This is a genomic window from Acinetobacter sp. ANC 5600 (assembly GCF_002018395.1).
In the GTDB taxonomy this organism is placed as follows: domain Bacteria; phylum Pseudomonadota; class Gammaproteobacteria; order Pseudomonadales; family Moraxellaceae; genus Acinetobacter; species Acinetobacter amyesii.
In genome coordinates this window covers 465,285-482,124 of the sequence record NZ_MVKW01000002.1, presented here as the reverse complement: position 1 = coordinate 482,124, position 16,840 = coordinate 465,285, and the positions used below count along the sequence as shown (strand labels likewise).

20 protein-coding genes are annotated in these 16,840 nt (G+C 41.6%); 11 read left to right on the top strand and 9 right to left on the bottom strand.

From position 1 onward, the window contains the following. Nucleotides 1–62: 62 nt before the first annotated feature. Nucleotides 63–1,232, top strand: coding sequence for a glycerate kinase (locus tag B1201_RS06110; RefSeq protein WP_078192736.1), 1,170 nt, complete (start codon nt 63–65; stop codon nt 1,230–1,232). A 12-nt stretch (nt 1,233–1,244) separates the two neighbouring features. Here the strand turns inward: B1201_RS06110 and B1201_RS06105 are convergent, their stop codons facing one another. Then, complete coding sequence (locus B1201_RS06105) at nt 1,245–2,264, bottom strand: S41 family peptidase (protein WP_228144754.1); 1,020 nt, start codon at nt 2,262–2,264, stop codon at nt 1,245–1,247. Between the two features lie 343 nt (nt 2,265–2,607). Between B1201_RS06105 and B1201_RS06100 the strand changes: the two genes are divergently transcribed. The 5 genes from B1201_RS06100 (at nt 2,608) to B1201_RS06080 (ending at nt 6,274) form a co-directional block, all read left to right on the top strand. Further along, nucleotides 2,608–4,581 carry an ATP-dependent helicase gene (locus B1201_RS06100; protein WP_078192735.1) on the top strand — a complete coding sequence of 658 codons (1,974 nt, stop codon included), beginning with the start codon at nt 2,608–2,610 and terminating at the stop codon, nt 4,579–4,581. A 73-nt stretch (nt 4,582–4,654) separates the two neighbouring features. After that, nucleotides 4,655–4,906: an RNA recognition motif domain-containing protein gene (locus tag B1201_RS06095; RefSeq protein ID WP_078189697.1), complete on the top strand. Its 252-nt coding sequence runs from the start codon at nt 4,655–4,657 to the stop codon at nt 4,904–4,906. 42 nt (nt 4,907–4,948) lie between these two features. Next, the gene (locus tag B1201_RS06090) at nt 4,949–5,311 is read left to right on the top strand and encodes an ASCH domain-containing protein (RefSeq protein ID WP_078192734.1); all 363 of its coding nucleotides are present in this window, start codon (nt 4,949–4,951) and stop codon (nt 5,309–5,311) included. A gap of 75 nt (nt 5,312–5,386) precedes the next feature. Beyond that, a complete protein-coding gene (locus B1201_RS06085; protein WP_078192733.1) occupies nt 5,387–5,890 on the top strand; it encodes a DUF6586 family protein in 504 nt (167 codons plus the stop codon). 105 nt (nt 5,891–5,995) lie between these two features. After that, entirely contained in the window at nt 5,996–6,274 is a 279-nt protein-coding gene (locus tag B1201_RS06080) for a hypothetical protein (protein ID WP_078192732.1), read from the top strand. Between the two features lie 78 nt (nt 6,275–6,352). Here B1201_RS06080 and B1201_RS06075 read toward each other — a convergent pair whose 3' ends face one another. The 5 genes from B1201_RS06075 to B1201_RS06055 all read right to left on the bottom strand — a co-directional run bounded on the left by B1201_RS06075 (nt 6,353) and on the right by B1201_RS06055 (nt 10,655). Beyond that, nucleotides 6,353–6,595 carry a hypothetical protein gene (locus B1201_RS06075; RefSeq protein WP_078192731.1) on the bottom strand — a complete coding sequence of 81 codons (243 nt, stop codon included), beginning with the start codon at nt 6,593–6,595 and terminating at the stop codon, nt 6,353–6,355. Nucleotides 6,596–6,779: 184 nt separating this feature from the next. Continuing rightward, on the bottom strand, nt 6,780–8,498 hold the full coding sequence (locus tag B1201_RS06070; protein WP_078192730.1) for a cation:proton antiporter: 1,719 nt from the start codon (nt 8,496–8,498) through the stop codon (nt 6,780–6,782). Between the two features lie 141 nt (nt 8,499–8,639). Further along, nucleotides 8,640–8,795 carry a 50S ribosomal protein L33 gene (gene rpmG / locus B1201_RS06065; protein WP_001205031.1) on the bottom strand — a complete coding sequence of 52 codons (156 nt, stop codon included), beginning with the start codon at nt 8,793–8,795 and terminating at the stop codon, nt 8,640–8,642. A gap of 12 nt (nt 8,796–8,807) precedes the next feature. Further along, nucleotides 8,808–9,044: a 50S ribosomal protein L28 gene (rpmB, locus tag B1201_RS06060; RefSeq protein WP_000048256.1), complete on the bottom strand. Its 237-nt coding sequence runs from the start codon at nt 9,042–9,044 to the stop codon at nt 8,808–8,810. A 162-nt stretch (nt 9,045–9,206) separates the two neighbouring features. Next, a complete protein-coding gene (locus B1201_RS06055; RefSeq protein ID WP_078192729.1) occupies nt 9,207–10,655 on the bottom strand; it encodes a coniferyl aldehyde dehydrogenase in 1,449 nt (482 codons plus the stop codon). Between the two features lie 116 nt (nt 10,656–10,771). On the opposite strand from B1201_RS06055, the gene B1201_RS06050 reads away from it, so the two are divergent. The 5 genes from B1201_RS06050 (at nt 10,772) to B1201_RS06030 (ending at nt 14,452) form a co-directional block, all read left to right on the top strand. Continuing rightward, nucleotides 10,772–11,473 carry a TetR/AcrR family transcriptional regulator gene (locus B1201_RS06050; RefSeq protein ID WP_078192728.1) on the top strand — a complete coding sequence of 234 codons (702 nt, stop codon included), beginning with the start codon at nt 10,772–10,774 and terminating at the stop codon, nt 11,471–11,473. Nucleotides 11,474–11,552: 79 nt separating this feature from the next. Then, nucleotides 11,553–12,419 (top strand): formyltetrahydrofolate deformylase, encoded by an 867-nt coding sequence (gene purU, locus B1201_RS06045; protein ID WP_078192727.1) that lies wholly within the window; start codon nt 11,553–11,555, stop codon nt 12,417–12,419. A 210-nt stretch (nt 12,420–12,629) separates the two neighbouring features. Then, nucleotides 12,630–13,394 (top strand): TonB family protein, encoded by a 765-nt coding sequence (locus tag B1201_RS06040; RefSeq protein WP_078192726.1) that lies wholly within the window; start codon nt 12,630–12,632, stop codon nt 13,392–13,394. 30 nt (nt 13,395–13,424) lie between these two features. Continuing rightward, complete coding sequence (locus tag B1201_RS06035) at nt 13,425–14,048, top strand: MotA/TolQ/ExbB proton channel family protein (RefSeq protein ID WP_078192725.1); 624 nt, start codon at nt 13,425–13,427, stop codon at nt 14,046–14,048. Beyond that, entirely contained in the window at nt 14,048–14,452 is a 405-nt protein-coding gene (locus B1201_RS06030; protein WP_078192724.1) for an ExbD/TolR family protein, read from the top strand. Before B1201_RS06035 ends, B1201_RS06030 begins: the two co-directional genes overlap by 1 nt. Before the next feature lie 86 nt (nt 14,453–14,538). Here the strand turns inward: B1201_RS06030 and msrA are convergent, their stop codons facing one another. The 3 genes from msrA to B1201_RS06015 form a co-directional block, all read right to left on the bottom strand. Further along, nucleotides 14,539–15,063: a peptide-methionine (S)-S-oxide reductase MsrA gene (gene msrA / locus B1201_RS06025; protein ID WP_078192723.1), complete on the bottom strand. Its 525-nt coding sequence runs from the start codon at nt 15,061–15,063 to the stop codon at nt 14,539–14,541. 159 nt (nt 15,064–15,222) lie between these two features. Next, nucleotides 15,223–15,681 carry an META domain-containing protein gene (locus tag B1201_RS06020; RefSeq protein WP_078192722.1) on the bottom strand — a complete coding sequence of 153 codons (459 nt, stop codon included), beginning with the start codon at nt 15,679–15,681 and terminating at the stop codon, nt 15,223–15,225. Nucleotides 15,682–15,765: 84 nt separating this feature from the next. Next, nucleotides 15,766–16,836 carry a DUF4105 domain-containing protein gene (locus B1201_RS06015; protein ID WP_078192721.1) on the bottom strand — a complete coding sequence of 357 codons (1,071 nt, stop codon included), beginning with the start codon at nt 16,834–16,836 and terminating at the stop codon, nt 15,766–15,768. Nucleotides 16,837–16,840: the final 4 nt, after the last annotated feature.

Genomic DNA, 16,840 nt, shown 5'->3' with positions numbered 1-16,840 from the left:
TAGATATACCTGCTATTTTAAAACCGTTATGGTTGAGGACAAGTTTTATTTTGAGCATTTAGATGACCACTTTTGTTCTTGCGCCCGATTCATTTAAAGAAAGTATGAGTGCTCAACAAGCCTGTGACGCGATGCAGCGTGCAATTTTAAAGCTCATACCTGACGCCAATGTCATCGCTGTGCCAATGGCAGATGGCGGTGAGGGAACTGTAGATGCGTTACTCAGTGCTTGCGACGGCCAAAAAGTGACGATAGCGCTTACAGGTCCTTTGCCCAATCAACGTGTGACGACGTATTTCGGTTTGATCGACGGTGGGAAAACCGCAGTGATTGAAATGGCAAAAGCTAATGGTATTCATCTTGTCGATATTGCTCAGCGAAATCCTTTACTGACGTCAACTAATGGTACGGGCGAAATGATCCAGGCTGCTCTAGACTTCGGAGTAAGTAAAATTATCATTGGCTTGGGCGGGAGTGTGACCAATGATGGCGGTGCAGGTATGGCGCAGGCCTTGGGGGCACAATTTTTAGATGAAAATGGCTTGGAAATAGCAGTTTGTGGTGGTTGTCTTGATCAAATTAACAGTATTGATTTGACGCAGCTTGACTCACGTTTAGCGCATACAGAAATTATCATTGCCAGCGACGTCATTAATCCACTATGTGGTGAAAATGGTGCATCCCATATCTTTAGCCCGCAAAAAGGTGCAACGCAGGAGATGGTGCGTCAGTTAGATCAGAACCTCAGTCATTATGCCGATGTGGTTGAAGCGACACTGGGTTGTACTTTACGTGATGTAGCAGGTGCAGGTGCTGCAGGTGGATTAGGTTTTGGGTTGATGGCTTTTGCAGGTGCATCGATGCAATCAGGTGTGGAATTGGTTATTGAACAAACTCAGTTGAAGGAAAAAATAGCTCAGGCAGATTATGTGCTGACAGGTGAAGGGAAAATTGATCATCAAACCAAGTTAGGTAAAACACCATTTGGTGTGGCGCAGGTTGCAAAAAAGTTTAATAAACCCGTGATCGCCTTTGCTGGTCTAGTGGGTGAGGAAATAACAGAACTTTATGATTTAGGTTTCACACAGATTGTTGGGATTAATCCACCAGATTGTAAGTTGGAAGATGCATTAAAAAATGCCGAAACATACTTAGAAAAAAGTTGTACAGATCTCATCAATTCTATATGTAAAAGATCAGAACCTACTCCTCTTAAGATGGATCGGTTCTGAAAAGTGTTACTTCTATAAGCGATTTTCTAAATAGTGCTGTGCCAATGTGACTTCTGCATCGTACTCAGTTGGATTTTGCGGTTTAGGGAGGCGAATATTAGGTGCAATACCAATGTCGTCAATTTGCTGCCCCGTACGGCGGTGGATAAATGTGGTTGCATAATACAGTGTGAATTGTTGAGATGGCGTTTTGATGGTTCGAATATTCGATGCATCTAAAGCACCATAAGTGTTACGCCCCATGACTAAAACATTCGGATTTTGACGTGCGGTTAAAATAAACATTTCACACGAACTACCGCATTCTTCATCTGACAGAATAACAACTTTTTTGGGCGTAGCTTTGACGTCTGAATGGGCGATCACATATTTTTCCTCTTTCTGCTTCGTCATCCCAACCCAGCTATTTTTATTGCTTTCAAGTTTAGCAATCATACGATTAAATTCTACCTTGATTTCCCCATCAGGTAAGGTTTTGGCTGTTTCTTTCCATGATTGAATATTTTCTGTAGATGCATAAATTTGGGGTATTTCAAACCAATACTCAGCTGCTCCCAAAAGTGGATAAAGGGGTTGTGCTGATGTATCAAATCCGCCTGAGTTTTTGCGTAGATCAAGAATTAAATAACGTGCGTCTAACACTTGGTTTTGATTGTCTTGAATGATCTTTTCAAGTTGATCTTGAACAGACAGAGCAAAAGTTGGGATGGTAATTAAGGTTGTCTGCTCAGATAATTTTTGCGTGGTCACGAGATTGCTTGATTGTATTGTTGAACTCTCTGTGACGGCTTCTGATATGGTTTTTCGGCCTAAGCTCAGATGGCCTTTACGGATAGATTTCAGAAAGTGATTGGTGATTTCTTTACAGGCATCGACCGAATTTACTTGTGTAATTTTAGCGTTTTGCTCATTTATGTCCTTTTGAATATTTTCTGGATAGTTGTCCCAGTTTTTTGCTCGAATACCCGCATCATTTTTGAGTATAAATTTAGAGCTAAAGTTAAAATCTTTTTGGCACTCACTAGGTGTCATGGGCTAAGTTTATCTGCAGCTTGAATACTTGGACATGGAAAAAAACTACTACTCAGTACCAACAGAGAAAGCTGTGAAAATCTATTGAACATGTCATGATTCCTAGAGATGATTATTTTCTAAAGTTATAAGCCTATGGTTTTAAATAGGTTTTTGTTTTTCTAATGATATTGAATTGTAAATCTACTGATTTTTTACTGTATAAACAATGAAAATTTTAAATGAATAGTCATGGTTAAAGCGATGTGTTTCCGCGTCAAGTTGAGTCACTTTGTAGTCGTCTACGCTGTGAATTTAGGGTAGCTCTGTTAAACTACCAACTCACATAGCACGATGAGACACCATGAGTTTAGCCAACCTGATTGATGAATTAAATCCTCAACAAAAACAAGCCGCAACAACAGAAGCACAGCATAGCTTGGTTTTGGCGGGAGCAGGTTGTGGTAAAACCAAAACCATCGTGGCGCGTGCAGCTTATTTAATTGATCAAGGCGTGCCTGCCAATCAAATTCAAATTTTGACTTTTACTCGCCGTGCGGCCAGTGAAATTGTCGCTCGTGTGGAGTTGGCTCTGGGTGAGCAAGCTAAAGGGCTACGTGCATCAACCTTTCATACCTTTTGTATGTACCTATTGCGCCGCATTCCAAAAGCCTTTGGCCTAGAGCAGTTTTCGATTATTGATCGTGATGATCAACTCATGATGTTCCGCCTGATTCGTGGCCGTGATGATAAGAAAAACCCCAATCACTTGCCCAAGCCAAAAGAACTCTGTGACCTATATTCTTTTGCGCGGAATACGCGTCAAAAACTTAGCATTGCCATGGAAAAGCAAATGCCTGAGTACTTTGCTTTAAAAGATCAAATCGCGGATATCATGAAAGAATACGAAGCTCGTAAACGTGCGCGTAGTTTTTTAGATTATGACGATATCTTGGCGATTGTGGCGAAAGCCTTGGCGGAATCAGATGGACTGGTCGATTATGTGGCTTCGATTTGCCGCCACATGTTGGTCGATGAAATGCAGGATACCAATCCTCTGCAATGGGCGTTACTTGAGCCATTAAAAGAACGTGTCAGCTTGTTCTGTGTTGGCGATGATGCACAGTCCATTTACGGCTTCCGTGGTGCAGACTTTGAAAATATTCATCATTTCAAAGAGCGTGTACCCGACGCACAGATTTTCAAACTCGAAAAAAATTATCGTTCAACCCAAGAAATTTTAGATCTGTCGAATTGGTTGTTGGATGAAAGTGAAATTAAATATGACAAACGCCTAGATGCCTATCGTGGTGAAGGGATTAAGCCGAAAATGCATATTTTCCCGAATGAGTTTGATGAAGCCAAATGGATTGCCATTGATATTAAAGAGCGTCATTACCTCGAAGGCAGCAAATGGTCGGATCATATGGTGCTTGTGCGTTCAAGCTTTGCTGCTCGTCATATTGAAGCGGCCTGTATTGCCGCAAACGTGCCGTATCGCTTTATTGGCGGCATGAAATTACTTGAAACAGCCCATGTAAAAGACTTACTCAGTGTATTGCGTGTAGTGGCCAATCCTTTAGATGATATTGCATGGATGCGCTTTTTAACCTTGTGGAATGGTGTGGGTGATGTAGGTGCGAGTAAGTTATCGCAGCAGATTTTACTCGAGCCAGAAATGCAAGCCATTGCAACCAAGTTGGAAAAGTTTGGCAAAGTACCTGATCAAGCGATTCTGATGATGAAGCAAATGTCGGTGTTGAAAGATCAAGTCAAAGAATGTGTAAGCTTGGCTGTTCAAGCGATTTCTGAGCAGCTGGAAGAAAACTATAAAAAAGATTGGAACCGCCGTGTCGGGGATTTTGATTTGGTGAAACAACTGGCATCAAAGCATACACAGCTCAGTGAATTTCTTGAAGAGTATGTGCTCGATCCTGTGTCTATTTCTGAAATTGAACGGCAATCTGACAATGATGTCGTGACTTTAATTACCATTCATTCGGCAAAAGGAACGGAGCAAAAAGTCTGTTATGTGGCGAATGTCACACCAGGGCAATATCCGCATGCACGTGCCCAAGGTAATTTCGATGAAGTGGAAGAAGAACGTCGGGTGTTATATGTGGCGCTGACACGTGCGCAAAATGAATTGATTTTGACTAAGCAAAACTTGAACCACTGGGCGCGTGAAACTGTCGATGAGCAAGGGCGTAAAGTAGAAAGTTACTTTATGAATGATTTAACTCGAAACCTATGTAGTTTGGAAACACATTATAAAACCCGTCAGCAAACCGTAAAAAGTGCGTTAATCGAAAGAAAATCGATTAAAATAGATTTTTGACGTGATTTACACGCAAGTTAAAAAGCAAAATAGACAAATGCTTTTTGATGATGCTGTCTATTTGGAAGATTGAATGAAAATTTTAGTACGTAACTTAGAGCGTTCAGTTACTGAAGCAGAATTGGTTGAACTGTTTAAACCATTTGGCGCAGTAGAGTCTGCTGTTGTTGTTATGGATGCAAGCACAGGTAAATCGAAAGGGTTTGGTTTTGTCGAAATGCCAAATGGTCGTGAAGCTGTAAAAGCGATTAAAGGCCTGAATACTTTGAAAGTCAAAGGTGCGGGTATTCGCGTAAAAGCGGCTGAAGATAAGCCTAAAGCATAAATTCAAAAAGGAGCGTAACGCTCCTTTTTTTATCGGTGATCTATGAAAAAATGCTACTCGGCTTTGTCGATTGTTGCGCCATCTGGTTCGAACATTGCTTGTGGGCTTAAAACGCTTGAAGTCCGCTCATGGCAGCCCGAACATTTGCCTTTAAAAGATTTAGTGATCGTGGAAAATCAACGCTACTTACATGAAAGCGGAGATGAAGATATTGGACGTGCAGTGGCGATGGTCGATGTATATGACGTTCATGCATGGACTGAAACAGAGGTAGAGCAAGCGCAGGCGACATATTGGGCAGCAGGGTACTGGGCTTGGCGTCTGGAAAATATCAGGATGATTGATTGGGATATGCCTGTTCCTGCCAAGCGTGACATTTATTTAATTGAAATCGATCATCCATAATATTTATTGTGAATTTCCTAAAAATCCGTTTAAGCTTATTCATGTAGAAAAACACCAAAATTTAGGGAATTGTTCATGTCTCGTGTTGCTCGCTTTCATGCTGATCGTACCAATCAAAAGTTATATTTTAGCCGTCTTGCATGTCAGCAAGCTGAGCAGACCGATCATGTTCAACAAGCTCAGGCTTATCGCGAAGCAGCGGTTTTTCATTTGCATGGTGCAGTACTTGCGTTTTTACAAGAATTGGTGCGTTACTATCGTTTAAATGATCCTGCGCCCACGTTAAAGTCGATTGAAACGCTGATGGCTGAAAAAGGTCAGGTATCACCTGAAGTGACTGTTATGCAGCAATTGGCAAACCAGGGCTTTATTGCGGAGCTGAAACGCGCACATCGTATGTGTCAGTATGCACCTGAACCGTCTGCACCGGAGCCAGAAGATGAAACGTCTTCAAATTTAATTATTAAAGTTACCCAAACACCACAAGCATGGTTGCCCGATACCGCTATTTTGCGTGAATGGCATCGTGATCTAACTCAATTAATTGATGGATTTCGTAACGAGATGGTGGAGTTCTAATCGGACTATTGCTACTTGAAATAAATTTATTTAACCCGATATAAGATTATCTAAGTAATACAAAGTGCAGATGCCTTTATCACCATGTTGCGCATGGAGGGATATATGTCTATAGAACAGTTGAAAGAACTCTTTGGGAACCAGGAAGCAATTTTAGAGCTGGTTCAATTGGAAGGTGGTGAGTTGGCATTGCGTAATGCAGGCTCAGAAAAAGAGCCTTTGGTGACTATCCAATTCAATGAAGAATTACGCAATATTTTGGGCGATCAAATGAGTGTGATCGCTCAGCAAATGATTCAGGCTGCATTGTTTGGTCTGTTAGAAAAACAAGTGGATGAATGGCATGCCGAAGTGGTTGATGAAAAGCCAAAATATATGAGCTAATCATATAGCTGCTGACTTTGCGGATCATGATAATGAAAACGCACCTTTTGGTGCGTTTTTTTATATCCAAAATGGCACTTAGACTGTGCCCAGTTCAGTAGGTGAGATCAGTATCGAACCTAAAAATACAATAAAGACCCCGATGAGCTGTAAGAAAAAAGGATTTTTGGCATCTTGCCAATACAGAATCAGAAAGACGATGGAAATGGGATAAAACAATAGACAGCCCAGTCCCCATAAAATACTGGTTTTAAATGCAGCGATGAGAAAGCCCAGACCGCCAATCAAAATAATAGCAAGGCCTAAATAGAGGATGTACATGTTTTTCTCGTTTCTTGTTTGAAGTTTTTAAAAATGATGCTTCGTTTGATGCTTATTTTATCAATATGTTTTTTAAATTCAATTATTTGTAATTTTAAAATTAATGAATTATATCCATTAAAAAAAGGCGATGCTTAAATGCATCGCCTTTTTGGTATTGCCCCTAAGCGTTTTATTTAGGCATTTAGTGTGTCGGTGTTTGGTGATGCGCAATTTGGATTTGATTTAAAATATGATTGCTCATATTTTTCGCCATTTCCTCTTTGGCATAATAAACCTCACCGACATTGTCACGACGAATGACTTCAGCTTCTTCTTTGCTTTCCGCACAAACCAATACTTGGATAGACGGATTCAGCATTTTGGCAATGTCGACAATTTTATGAATATCTAAAATATCCATAGGTGAAATGACCAAAAGGCGTGCGTGTTGAATATGGGCCTGAATTAAAACCCCAGGTTCTGTTGCTACACCGGATACCGCAGCGATGCCTTTTTCCCGCAAGTTTTCCACGATTTCACGGTTTTCTTCAGCAATAACCACTTTAATGTTTTCATTCATTAATTCGCGGGTAATACGACGACCGACTTCACCATGACCAATCAGCACCACCTGATCACGCAGATAATCCTGTGAGACCTCATCCGGCAACATGGCCAATGGGTCACTACTACGTTCCAGTAAACGGGCCAAATTCGAGCGCTCACGGATGAGTCGCTGCATAGGCTCGATTGCAGAAAATATAAATGAATTCAGCGTAATCGAGATTAAAGCGCCTGCCAGTATCAGATTTTGACCTTCCATTGAAAGGAGATTTAGAGATACACCTAAGGTCGCCAAAATAAATGAGAACTCACCAATCTGCGCCAAACTCGCCCCAACGGTTAATGCGGTATTGATGGGGTAACGGAAGAACAACACCAACGCCATTGCAGCGATGGTCTTACCAATCATGATAATGCCGACTACTGCTAAGACGTGAAGCGGTTGTTCAATCAAGATCCGTGGATCAAACAGCATGCCGACGGAGACGAAAAACAAAATCGAAAAAATTTCACGAAGCGGAAGGGTTTCTTCTTCTGCACGGTGACTAAAGTCAGACTCTTTGACCACCATACCGGCAAAAAATGCGCCCAGTGCCATGGATACACCAAATACCTTGTAGGCACCAAAGGCAATAGACACAGCTGCTGCAACCACGGTAAGCGTGAATAATTCACGTGAGCCTAAGCGCGCAACCACTTGCATAATCATTGGCACTAAACGTTTACCAATGATCAGCATGAAGGCAATAAAGCCAGCAACTTTGAGTAAGGTAATACCAAGGGTGAGCCAGATATTTTCATCTGCACTACTTTCTGTGAGTGGCTGTCCACCAAGCAATACTGCTGTGGCAGGGAGTAAGACCAGAACCAAGACCATGACCAGATCTTCAACCAAGAGCCAGCCTACAGCAATTTTACCATTCACGGAATTAAGTAAGCCTCGGTCACCGAGAGCCTTGAGGAGAACCACCGTACTTGCACACGACAAACTTAAGCCAAACACTAAGGCTGAGCCCATGCTCCAGCCCCAAAGCATGGAAATTCCCATACCCAGTAAGGTCGCCACTGCAATTTGTAAAATGGCACCGGGCAAAGCAATACGACGGACTTGCATCAAATCATTGAGTGAAAAGTGCATACCCACGCCAAACATCAGGAACATGACACCGAGTTCGGCCAACTGGTTAGCGAGATGGATGTCACCAACTACTCCAGGCGTATTTGGGCTAATAATAATACCGGCAATCAGATAGCCGATGAGGGGAGGAAGTCGCAGGCGCGCAGCTATATAGCCAAAAATTAAGGCAAAACCAAAGCCAACAGCAAGTAATATTATGAGTTCTACATCATGAGGCACTAAAAACTCCTTAAGCCTAAGTTAAGGGTAAAAAAGACAAGCACAAAAAGTGCCAAAAGCATTTTGAAAGTTTAGCAATTCGAATAAAAAAAATGCAAAAAAAAACGACCTAAGCAGGTCGTTTTTTTCAAAAAACTAAAATTATTTGATTTTAGCTTCTTTGAAAATTACGTGTTGACGGATTTTTGGATCAAATTTTTTGATTTCCATTTTTTCCGGCATAGTACGTTTGTTCTTAGTGGTAGTGTAGAAATAACCTGTACCAGCAGAAGAAACTAGGCGAATTTTATCACGCATGTTCGTAGCTCCTTAGATCTTTTGACCTTGAGCACGTAGGTCAGCAACAACCTTTTCGATGCCCAATTTGTCGATAATACGCATACCTTTAGTAGTTAGACGAAGACGTACGAAACGTTTTTCGCTTTCTAACCAAAAACGGTGGTGATGCAGGTTCGGCTCGAACCGGCGTTTAGTTTTGTTGTTGGCGTGTGAGACGTTGTTACCAACGACTGGACGCTTGCCGGTAACTTGGCAAACCTTAGACATGGTGTAACTCCATTGATTTAGCCAACAGCAAATCTGTATGGCCAGTCAAAAAAAACATTGAATTCATTCAAGGGGCGTTTTATATCAAAAATGCGCTTAAAAGACAAGCGATTTTGCATAAAACGAACGATCACCTAGTGTGATCGTTCATGCCTTGATCGTTTATCGAAGAAGTGTCTTCGAAATCAGTTTGTGGATCGGCTTATTGAACGGTGGAAGAATGAATTTCAAACTATAGAGTTTTGGATTCGACATCACCGAGCGTTCATGCGACAAACTGAAGAAACCTTCTGGACCATGATATTTCCCCATACCCGAAGCCCCCACACCGCCAAAAGGCAGGTCATCTTGAGCCACATGGGTTAATACCGTGTTTTGTCCGAAATGTCCTGAATGGGTACGTGTCGCGACATAGTCGGCACGTGCCTGATCAAAGTCGAAATAGTATAAAGCAAGTGGACGAGGACGGCTATTAATAAAAGCAATAACCTCGTCAATTTGATCATATTCCATGATCGGAAGGATCGGACCGAAGATTTCATGCTGCATAATTTGCATGTCTGGAGTGACACCCGTTAAAACAGTCGGTGCAATTTTACGTACAGCGTCCACATTTTCATTTTGTGGGTTAAAACTGATGATTTGTGCGCCTTGATCACGTGCATCTTCTAAATAACCTTGTAGGCGCTTGTACTGCTTGTCATTAATAATCGAGGTGTAGTCCTGATTATGAGCAATACTTGGGTACATAGCTTCAACGCACACTTTATAGTGATCTAAAAATTCAGCAGTTTTACCACGAGGTAAGAACACATAGTCAGGTGCAACACAAGTTTGACCTGCATTCCAAAGTTTACCAACAGCAAGACGCTGTGCGACATCTGCTAGGTCAATAGACGGATGAACCAATACAGGTGACTTTCCGCCTAATTCTAAAATCACCGGAACTAAGTTTTCAGACGCTGCCGCCATGACAGTTTTACCGACATTGGTCGAGCCAGTAAAAATCATTTTGTCGAAGGCAAGGTGACTAAACGCATCTGAAATTGGGCCACCACCATTGACGACTGCGACCAATTCTTGAGGAAATGCTTCTGCGAGAGCTTTTTCGAGCACATCACCGAATACCGCAGAGGCACTCGAAATTTTGATCATGGCATGGTTGCCCGCAGCCAAAGCACAAATCAGTGGGCCTATAGAAAGAAGCAGTGGGTAGTTCCATGGCGTAATAATGCCAACGACACCAAGTGGTTGATATTGCACCCATGCTTTTGCAGGTTGGTGAATAATTCCGACATGGCGTTTGGATGGTTTCATCCAGTCTGTCAAATGCTTGCTATAATATTTAATGTGTTCAAGACATGTGAGTAACTCACCAATCTTGGTTTCACCAATAGAACGGTTACCATAGTCTTGATTAATTGCATCAGCAAATTGATCTTGATACTTAACTAAGATACGCTTAAGCCGAGCCAAACGGTCTATACGTTCCTTCGCTGTAGGCAATGGGTAACGTAAATACGCTTGTTTCTGCTGTTCCAACATATTGTTGAGATGCTGGTGATCAAAAGAATGTGGTGTCATTGAAGTTGTTTTTGTTTGACTATTCATGTCGCACGACCATATCCAAATTAGCGATTAATTAATTTTTAGAGCAAATACTCTAAATAGTCAAGTTACTTTATGTGTTAGTGTTCTAATGCTTTGAAATAAATGGTTGTTTTAGGATGTCTCACACCAAAACCTTAAAAACGAAAGAACGTATTTTGCAGCTGAGTTTGCAGTTGTTTAATGAGCGTGGCGAGCGTTCAGTGACAACCAATCATATTGCTGCTGAACTGGGAATGAGCCCAGGTAACTTGTATTACCATTTCCGAAATAAAAGTGAAATTATTAAGGAATTAATGGAGCAATATCAGCATGAAACGCTAGAAATGTTAGCGCTTCCTGATGATCGTCAGCTTGATGCCAATGATAAAATTCGCTATTTCCAAGTGTTAAGTAGCCAATTATGGGCTTATCGCTTTTTACATCGTGATGTTTATCACTTGGTCGAAAATAATGAAGATTTCCGCAAAATGTATCCACGTTTTGCCGGTCAAGTTATGCAACAAGGGCAGAAAATTTATCGTGCTTTTGTCGATGCAGGCTTAATGCAGATGACCGATTCTGAAATTGAGGCCTTAACCATTAACTTGTGGATCGTGCTGACCAACTGGACCAACTTCCTTTATATGTCGGGCCATATTACTGACTCCAACACTTTGGAAGAAAAGTGGGTGTGGCAAGCACTGCGACAAATGGTGTTCTTAGAAGGCGCATATCTACGTGGTGAAAGCCGTGAAACCTATGAGCGACTGCTCGAAACTTTAGGGCCGTCGGACTTATTTGCAAGTCTTTCAAACGTAAAGCATCAGGTTACTGAATAAGACTATTTAGTCTGGCTTTAAAAAGCGTTAGAATACTCGGCTCTTTTTTCAATTTAACTGATTAGTGATATAAACCAACATGAATATGTCGACCGCTAACACAGCACGCTTACTCATTACCTGTGAAGATAAACCAGGGATTGTGCAAGCTGTATCGAGCTTTTTGTATCATCAGGGAGCAAATATTACCGCACTTGATCAATACGCGACTGAAGCTCAAGGGGGGCGATACTTCATGCGTGTTGAGTTTGAATTGGACAATTTACAAAGCCGTAAAGAAAGTCTAACTCAAACATTTGCAAGCAATGTTGCTGAGCGTTACAACATGCACTGGCGTTTAGCTTTAGTCAGTGATGTGAAGAAAGTCGGTATCTTGGTGTCAAAAGTTGACCATGCTTTGCTTGAGCTGTTGTGGCGTCATGCACGTGGTGGTTTGCCATGTGAAATCACCAAAGTCGTGTCTAACCACGATGCTTTACGTGAATCTGTAGAAAATTTCGGTATTCCGTTTGAAGTTGTTCCTGTAAACAAAGAAAACAAACGTGAAGCTTATGAGCAAATTGATCAATTGATGCAAGGCAATGATTTATTGGTTCTTGCTCGTTATATGCAAATTTTAGACGAAGAATTTGTTCAAAAGTGGGAAATGAAAGTGATCAACATTCACCATTCATTCCTCCCAGCCTTTGTTGGTGCGAACCCATATAAGCAAGCGCATGAAAAAGGCGTGAAACTGATTGGTGCAACAGCGCACTATGTGACTGCTGATCTTGACCAAGGTCCGATTATTGAGCAAGACGTAGAGCGTGTCAGTCACGACTTTACCGTTGAACAATTGCGTGAGTTAGGTCAGGACGTAGAGCGTAATGTACTCGCACGTGCAGTCAAATGGCATCTTGAAGATCGTATTATTGTCGATGGTAATAAAACTGTTGTATTTCAATAAAACGAGATAAATTTTTGAATAAAAGGGCATACTTTAGGTATGCCTTTTTTATATTATGATTAAAAAAAGTCATTAAAACTGACGAATTAATAGTTGCAAATGAAAACACTTCTCATTTATTATTGCCGTACTTTAATTGTGCTAACCGATGAGCATGATTGTATTTTTGACAAAATAAATGCAATCGCTTCTTCAAGGTAACTGAGTTTAATGAGTCAATCTCCCGCTCCAATGATGCAATCACTTAACCCGATGAAAAAGAAAATCATTACTGCGCTTCTCGCTGTTGTGGTAGGGCATATGGGAGTATTATGGGCGGTCAGCAATATGAAAGCACCAGAACTTAAACCGATCGAAAAAGATCCGATTAAAGTTCGCTTTGTGAAGATTGTTGAAGAGAAAAAACCAGAACCTCCGAAGCCAAAACCAGAACCGAAGAAAGAGCCACCAAAGCCAAAAGAAGTTAAAATTGTAGATAAGCCTTTACCACCTCCACCGAAGAAAGTGGAAAAAGTGGAACAGGTGAAAAAGAAAGATGCGCCGAAACCAACTGTTGAAGCGGTCAAAAACGTACCACCAACACCTGTTGTTTCAACTGTGGTTTCTGAAACGAAAGTCGTTCGTGTTGAACCAACACCTCCGGCACCTGTTGCACCACCACCTGCGCCTCCAGCACCACCTGCGCCACCGACACCTAAAACTGTGAGCATTGGTAATGGTGTCAGTTGGATTAAGAAACCGAATGTTCAATTTGAAGATGGTGAATTAAAAGCGTCGTGTACAGTTGAAGTTGCGATTGCAGCAAGTGCTGAAGGTAAAGTCGAATCAGCAACGATTAAAAACTCGACTTGTGGCGCTGCTGTAAACCGTAAAGTGACTGCTGCAGTGAAGCGTGCACGTTTATCCAAATATATTGATAATGGTGTGGCAACTCCGACGCGAGTTGATCAACCATTCAACTTTAAACTTAATTAAGATTCCGGCTAACCCATTAGGAGTTCGAATATGAACTTTTCAGTTTATTGGCAACATGCAGATGCAGTCAGCAAAACACTGTATTTCGTGTTACTTGCAATGTCGATTGCGACTTGGACGATCTTCGTTCTTCGTATTATGGGCACACGTCAGCTCAAGCAAGTGGCATATAACCACCTTGCAGATGCACTAAGCAAACTGAAAGCGAAATTTGCTCCTTTAGCTTTTGAACAACGTAAGGCTGTGGCAGAACAAGCGTTACTACGTCAAATTTCGGTAGAAAAAGCTAATGCTGAAAAAGGCGTATCTGTATTGGGTACGATTGCTTCAATTGCACCGTTCGTAGGTTTGTTCGGTACAGTATGGGGTATTTTCCATGCCCTTGTAGCAGTGGGTAAAAGCGGTCAAGCGGGTTTAGCGCAAGTGGCAACTCCAGTCGGTGAAGCTTTGATCATGACCGGTCTTGGTTTGGCTGTGGCGATTCCTGCGGTATTGGCTTATAACATTTGTGTTCGTTTTAACCGTACACTGTCGAATGAATTGCAAGATCAAGCGCATGGTTTATTGATTGACACGATGTTGCAACAAGAATCTGCAGCGAAGAAAGAAGACGTGAAAACTGCACAGCAAAGTTTAGCTGGAGGTCAAGCTTAATGGCTTTTCAATTGGGTGAAGACAACGATGCTGGCATGAATGAGATGAACCTCATTCCGCTCATCGATATTATGTTGGTATTGATGATCATCTTCTTGGTGACTGCGACTGTTGCCAACCCATCAATTCCATTAACCTTGCCACAAACGACTGCAGAAGTGATTGATCTGCCAACTGAAAGCGTAACCATCAGCATTAACTCAGCGGGTGATATCGCTTGGAATGGTGATATTGTCACGCTCGAAGATTTAGAAAGTCGTCTAAATACAGCTGGTCAGCAAGAACGTAAGCCTGCATTGGTATTAAAAGCCGATAAAGAATCACGTTATGACACAGTTGCACAAGTGATGTCGCGTGCGAGTGGAGCCGGACTCAGCGATATCGCCTTTGCCAGTGATAACTAAGCACTGAGCAAAGATAACTAAAAAAAGCGACTGAAATGTCGCTTTTTTTATATCTCTATTTTGAAAATAGATGCCGTTTAATTAGATCACTCAGATTTGAGTAGGTCTTGAAATTTGCTACGTAATTTCATGAGTTTAGGTGGTATTGAAAAATTACAATAACCTTGGTTTGGGTTACGTGCAAAGAAGTTTTGATGATATTCTTCGGCAGGGTAGAAGGTTGGCATTGGACTCAGTTCAGTCACGATATTGACGCCTTCAGCTTTTAATTCTTCAATACGTTGCTCAGCGATTTGCTTTTGTGATTCGTCCTGATAGAAAATCACTGAGCGATACTGTGTACCGACATCGTTGCCTTGACGGTTCAGCGTGGTTGGATCGTGAGTTGCGAAAAATACATCTAGCAATTGGCTAAAACTGATTTGGCTGTCATCAAAATTGATCTGAATGACTTCTGCATGTTGGGTGTTTCCCTCACAGATTTGCTCATAGCTCGGATGCTGAGTAACTCCCCCTGCATAACCACTGACGACTGTTTGCACGCCCTTTAGTTGTAGAAAAACTGCTTCTACACACCAAAAGCACCCACCACCAAATACCGCTTGTTGCATAGTGAAATCCTATTTTGTTCCCTGATGTTTAATATGGGGTTATAGCTAAAAACTGCAATGTACGTCTGTATACTAATCACTAGTTTATGTGCATTAAATGTCTCTGGCATGACTGAACAGTGAATAAAAAAGTCTGCCGAAGCAGACTTTTTTAATGATTTAACGCGGTTGAACAGCGCTTTCATATTGAATTAATAAATTGCCGTGACGGTCTAGCAATTTCAAGGTTTTTCCAAAAACTTGATAATGCGTTACCTTTTCGAGTGCTGCATGGTACTGTCGCTCTAGCCCATTGTTATTGAGACAAGCCATTTGTGTCGCAACAATCGGGCCAAACGTTATGGTGTCTTTGCCAGCATTATAGCCACCCATTATACGATTACAGCCGTCTGCACCTGAGACACGTTTTGAAGCCGCATCGAATTGAATGCTTGGAATATTATGCGCATTGGGTGCTGTTTTGATTGGAGTGTTGCCAATCTGAGTGGCAATCCAAGTACGATTCTGTAATAGGTTTAAATTTTCAGTTATGGTGTTGTCTTGTGCAGGCATGCTTTCACAGCCTGTCACCACTAAAGTTGAAACCAAAGTTGCAGCAACAAATATTTGTTTTAGCATCGGAATTTCCCCGTGGAAGCATTTCAACTATCTAAGCAAATATCGCACAGATAAGCTAGCCATATTTGTATCATTATTTAAGAATTACAATTGATTGGCGCTTGGATTTGAATGTGAATGCGGCAAACCTTGTCGAATTAATTTGGAATATTGTTCACTGCTCAGTTGCTTGATTTGAGAGACACGAGGGTTAACATGGGCTTTTTGATACCATGTTTTCATATCCCAATTTTGGTCTATGGCATGGAGGTCATATAAATAATTCGGCAAATAACCGGATGCAAATAAGCGGTAATCGGTTGGAAGTTGATGTTTGGAAACGGCTTGAATCATGTCAAAAACCAGTGTTGTACAATTACTAGTGAGCGTGTTGTACCATTTGGGCTGAGTCTGCAGTTCATCGGCTTTATGTAGATATTCAATAAACAGCGCCTGCATTTCAGATTTTGGCATGTTTACGGGGAAGAAATAGACCTGTTCTCCGCGTGTATTGCTGCGGGTATAGATGATATCTTTTTCATCTGATGCAATAAGGCTCAGTTCATATTTACGGAAAAAACCACCAATCGCAGAGAATTCTTCGTTTTTCTCTTTGCGAATTTCAATCGAAAATGTCAGCGGTGGTCGGTCAGCAAAATCAAAACTGACCAAGGTATGGGCGATTTGCGGCCCCATCCAATACGAGGTAATGATGTTGACGCCATTGATTTGACTCAGGTCATATTGGCGGGTTTCCCAACGCGGGGTATAGCCGCCATCGGCATGCCAGTCGAAATTACGCACATTGTGCAAGGTGACGAGATTGCCTTGCTTTTCATAATGTAGAATTTCTGCTACTTCAGGATTCCATTCACGATCTTGGCGTGCTTCCATGCCAAAATACCAAAATAGACCACAGATAAAGCCCGCAATATAAATCAAGACATCTTTACGACGGCTAAAAAAGTGTTGGGTAATATAGATGCCTAAAATGCTCAGGGCGAAAGCAATCCAGATCCCAATGATAATGCGGCTGCTTAACCAGCCTGCCGGTTGCTGTATCCACAGGGCGGCACAGAGCCAAATCGAAGAACAGAGGACAAACACACTAAATAGAGCATGTAGAATACTTCGCCCTATTTTTTTGAACATTACTTGTTGGTCACTCTGTTGCATATTT

Excerpts from the sequence above, each read along its gene's own strand:
- B1201_RS06110 (WP_078192736.1), top strand. The coding sequence starts at position 63 with ATGACCACTTTTGTTCTTGCGCCCGATTCATTTAAAGAAAGTATGAGT.
- B1201_RS06105 (WP_228144754.1), bottom strand. The coding sequence starts at position 2,264 with ATGACACCTAGTGAGTGCCAAAAAGATTTTAACTTTAGCTCTAAATTT.
- B1201_RS06100 (WP_078192735.1), top strand. The coding sequence starts at position 2,608 with ATGAGTTTAGCCAACCTGATTGATGAATTAAATCCTCAACAAAAACAA.
- B1201_RS06095 (WP_078189697.1), top strand. The coding sequence starts at position 4,655 with ATGAAAATTTTAGTACGTAACTTAGAGCGTTCAGTTACTGAAGCAGAA.
- B1201_RS06090 (WP_078192734.1), top strand. The coding sequence starts at position 4,949 with ATGAAAAAATGCTACTCGGCTTTGTCGATTGTTGCGCCATCTGGTTCG.
- B1201_RS06085 (WP_078192733.1), top strand. The coding sequence starts at position 5,387 with ATGTCTCGTGTTGCTCGCTTTCATGCTGATCGTACCAATCAAAAGTTA.
- B1201_RS06080 (WP_078192732.1), top strand. The coding sequence starts at position 5,996 with ATGTCTATAGAACAGTTGAAAGAACTCTTTGGGAACCAGGAAGCAATT.
- B1201_RS06075 (WP_078192731.1), bottom strand. The coding sequence starts at position 6,595 with ATGTACATCCTCTATTTAGGCCTTGCTATTATTTTGATTGGCGGTCTG.
- rpmG (WP_001205031.1), bottom strand. The coding sequence starts at position 8,795 with ATGCGTGATAAAATTCGCCTAGTTTCTTCTGCTGGTACAGGTTATTTC.
- rpmB (WP_000048256.1), bottom strand. The coding sequence starts at position 9,044 with ATGTCTAAGGTTTGCCAAGTTACCGGCAAGCGTCCAGTCGTTGGTAAC.
- B1201_RS06055 (WP_078192729.1), bottom strand. The coding sequence starts at position 10,655 with ATGAATAGTCAAACAAAAACAACTTCAATGACACCACATTCTTTTGAT.
- B1201_RS06050 (WP_078192728.1), top strand. The coding sequence starts at position 10,772 with ATGTCTCACACCAAAACCTTAAAAACGAAAGAACGTATTTTGCAGCTG.
- purU (WP_078192727.1), top strand. The coding sequence starts at position 11,553 with ATGAATATGTCGACCGCTAACACAGCACGCTTACTCATTACCTGTGAA.
- B1201_RS06040 (WP_078192726.1), top strand. The coding sequence starts at position 12,630 with ATGAGTCAATCTCCCGCTCCAATGATGCAATCACTTAACCCGATGAAA.
- B1201_RS06035 (WP_078192725.1), top strand. The coding sequence starts at position 13,425 with ATGAACTTTTCAGTTTATTGGCAACATGCAGATGCAGTCAGCAAAACA.
- B1201_RS06030 (WP_078192724.1), top strand. The coding sequence starts at position 14,048 with ATGGCTTTTCAATTGGGTGAAGACAACGATGCTGGCATGAATGAGATG.
- msrA (WP_078192723.1), bottom strand. The coding sequence starts at position 15,063 with ATGCAACAAGCGGTATTTGGTGGTGGGTGCTTTTGGTGTGTAGAAGCA.
- B1201_RS06020 (WP_078192722.1), bottom strand. The coding sequence starts at position 15,681 with ATGCTAAAACAAATATTTGTTGCTGCAACTTTGGTTTCAACTTTAGTG.
- B1201_RS06015 (WP_078192721.1), bottom strand. The coding sequence starts at position 16,836 with ATGCAACAGAGTGACCAACAAGTAATGTTCAAAAAAATAGGGCGAAGT.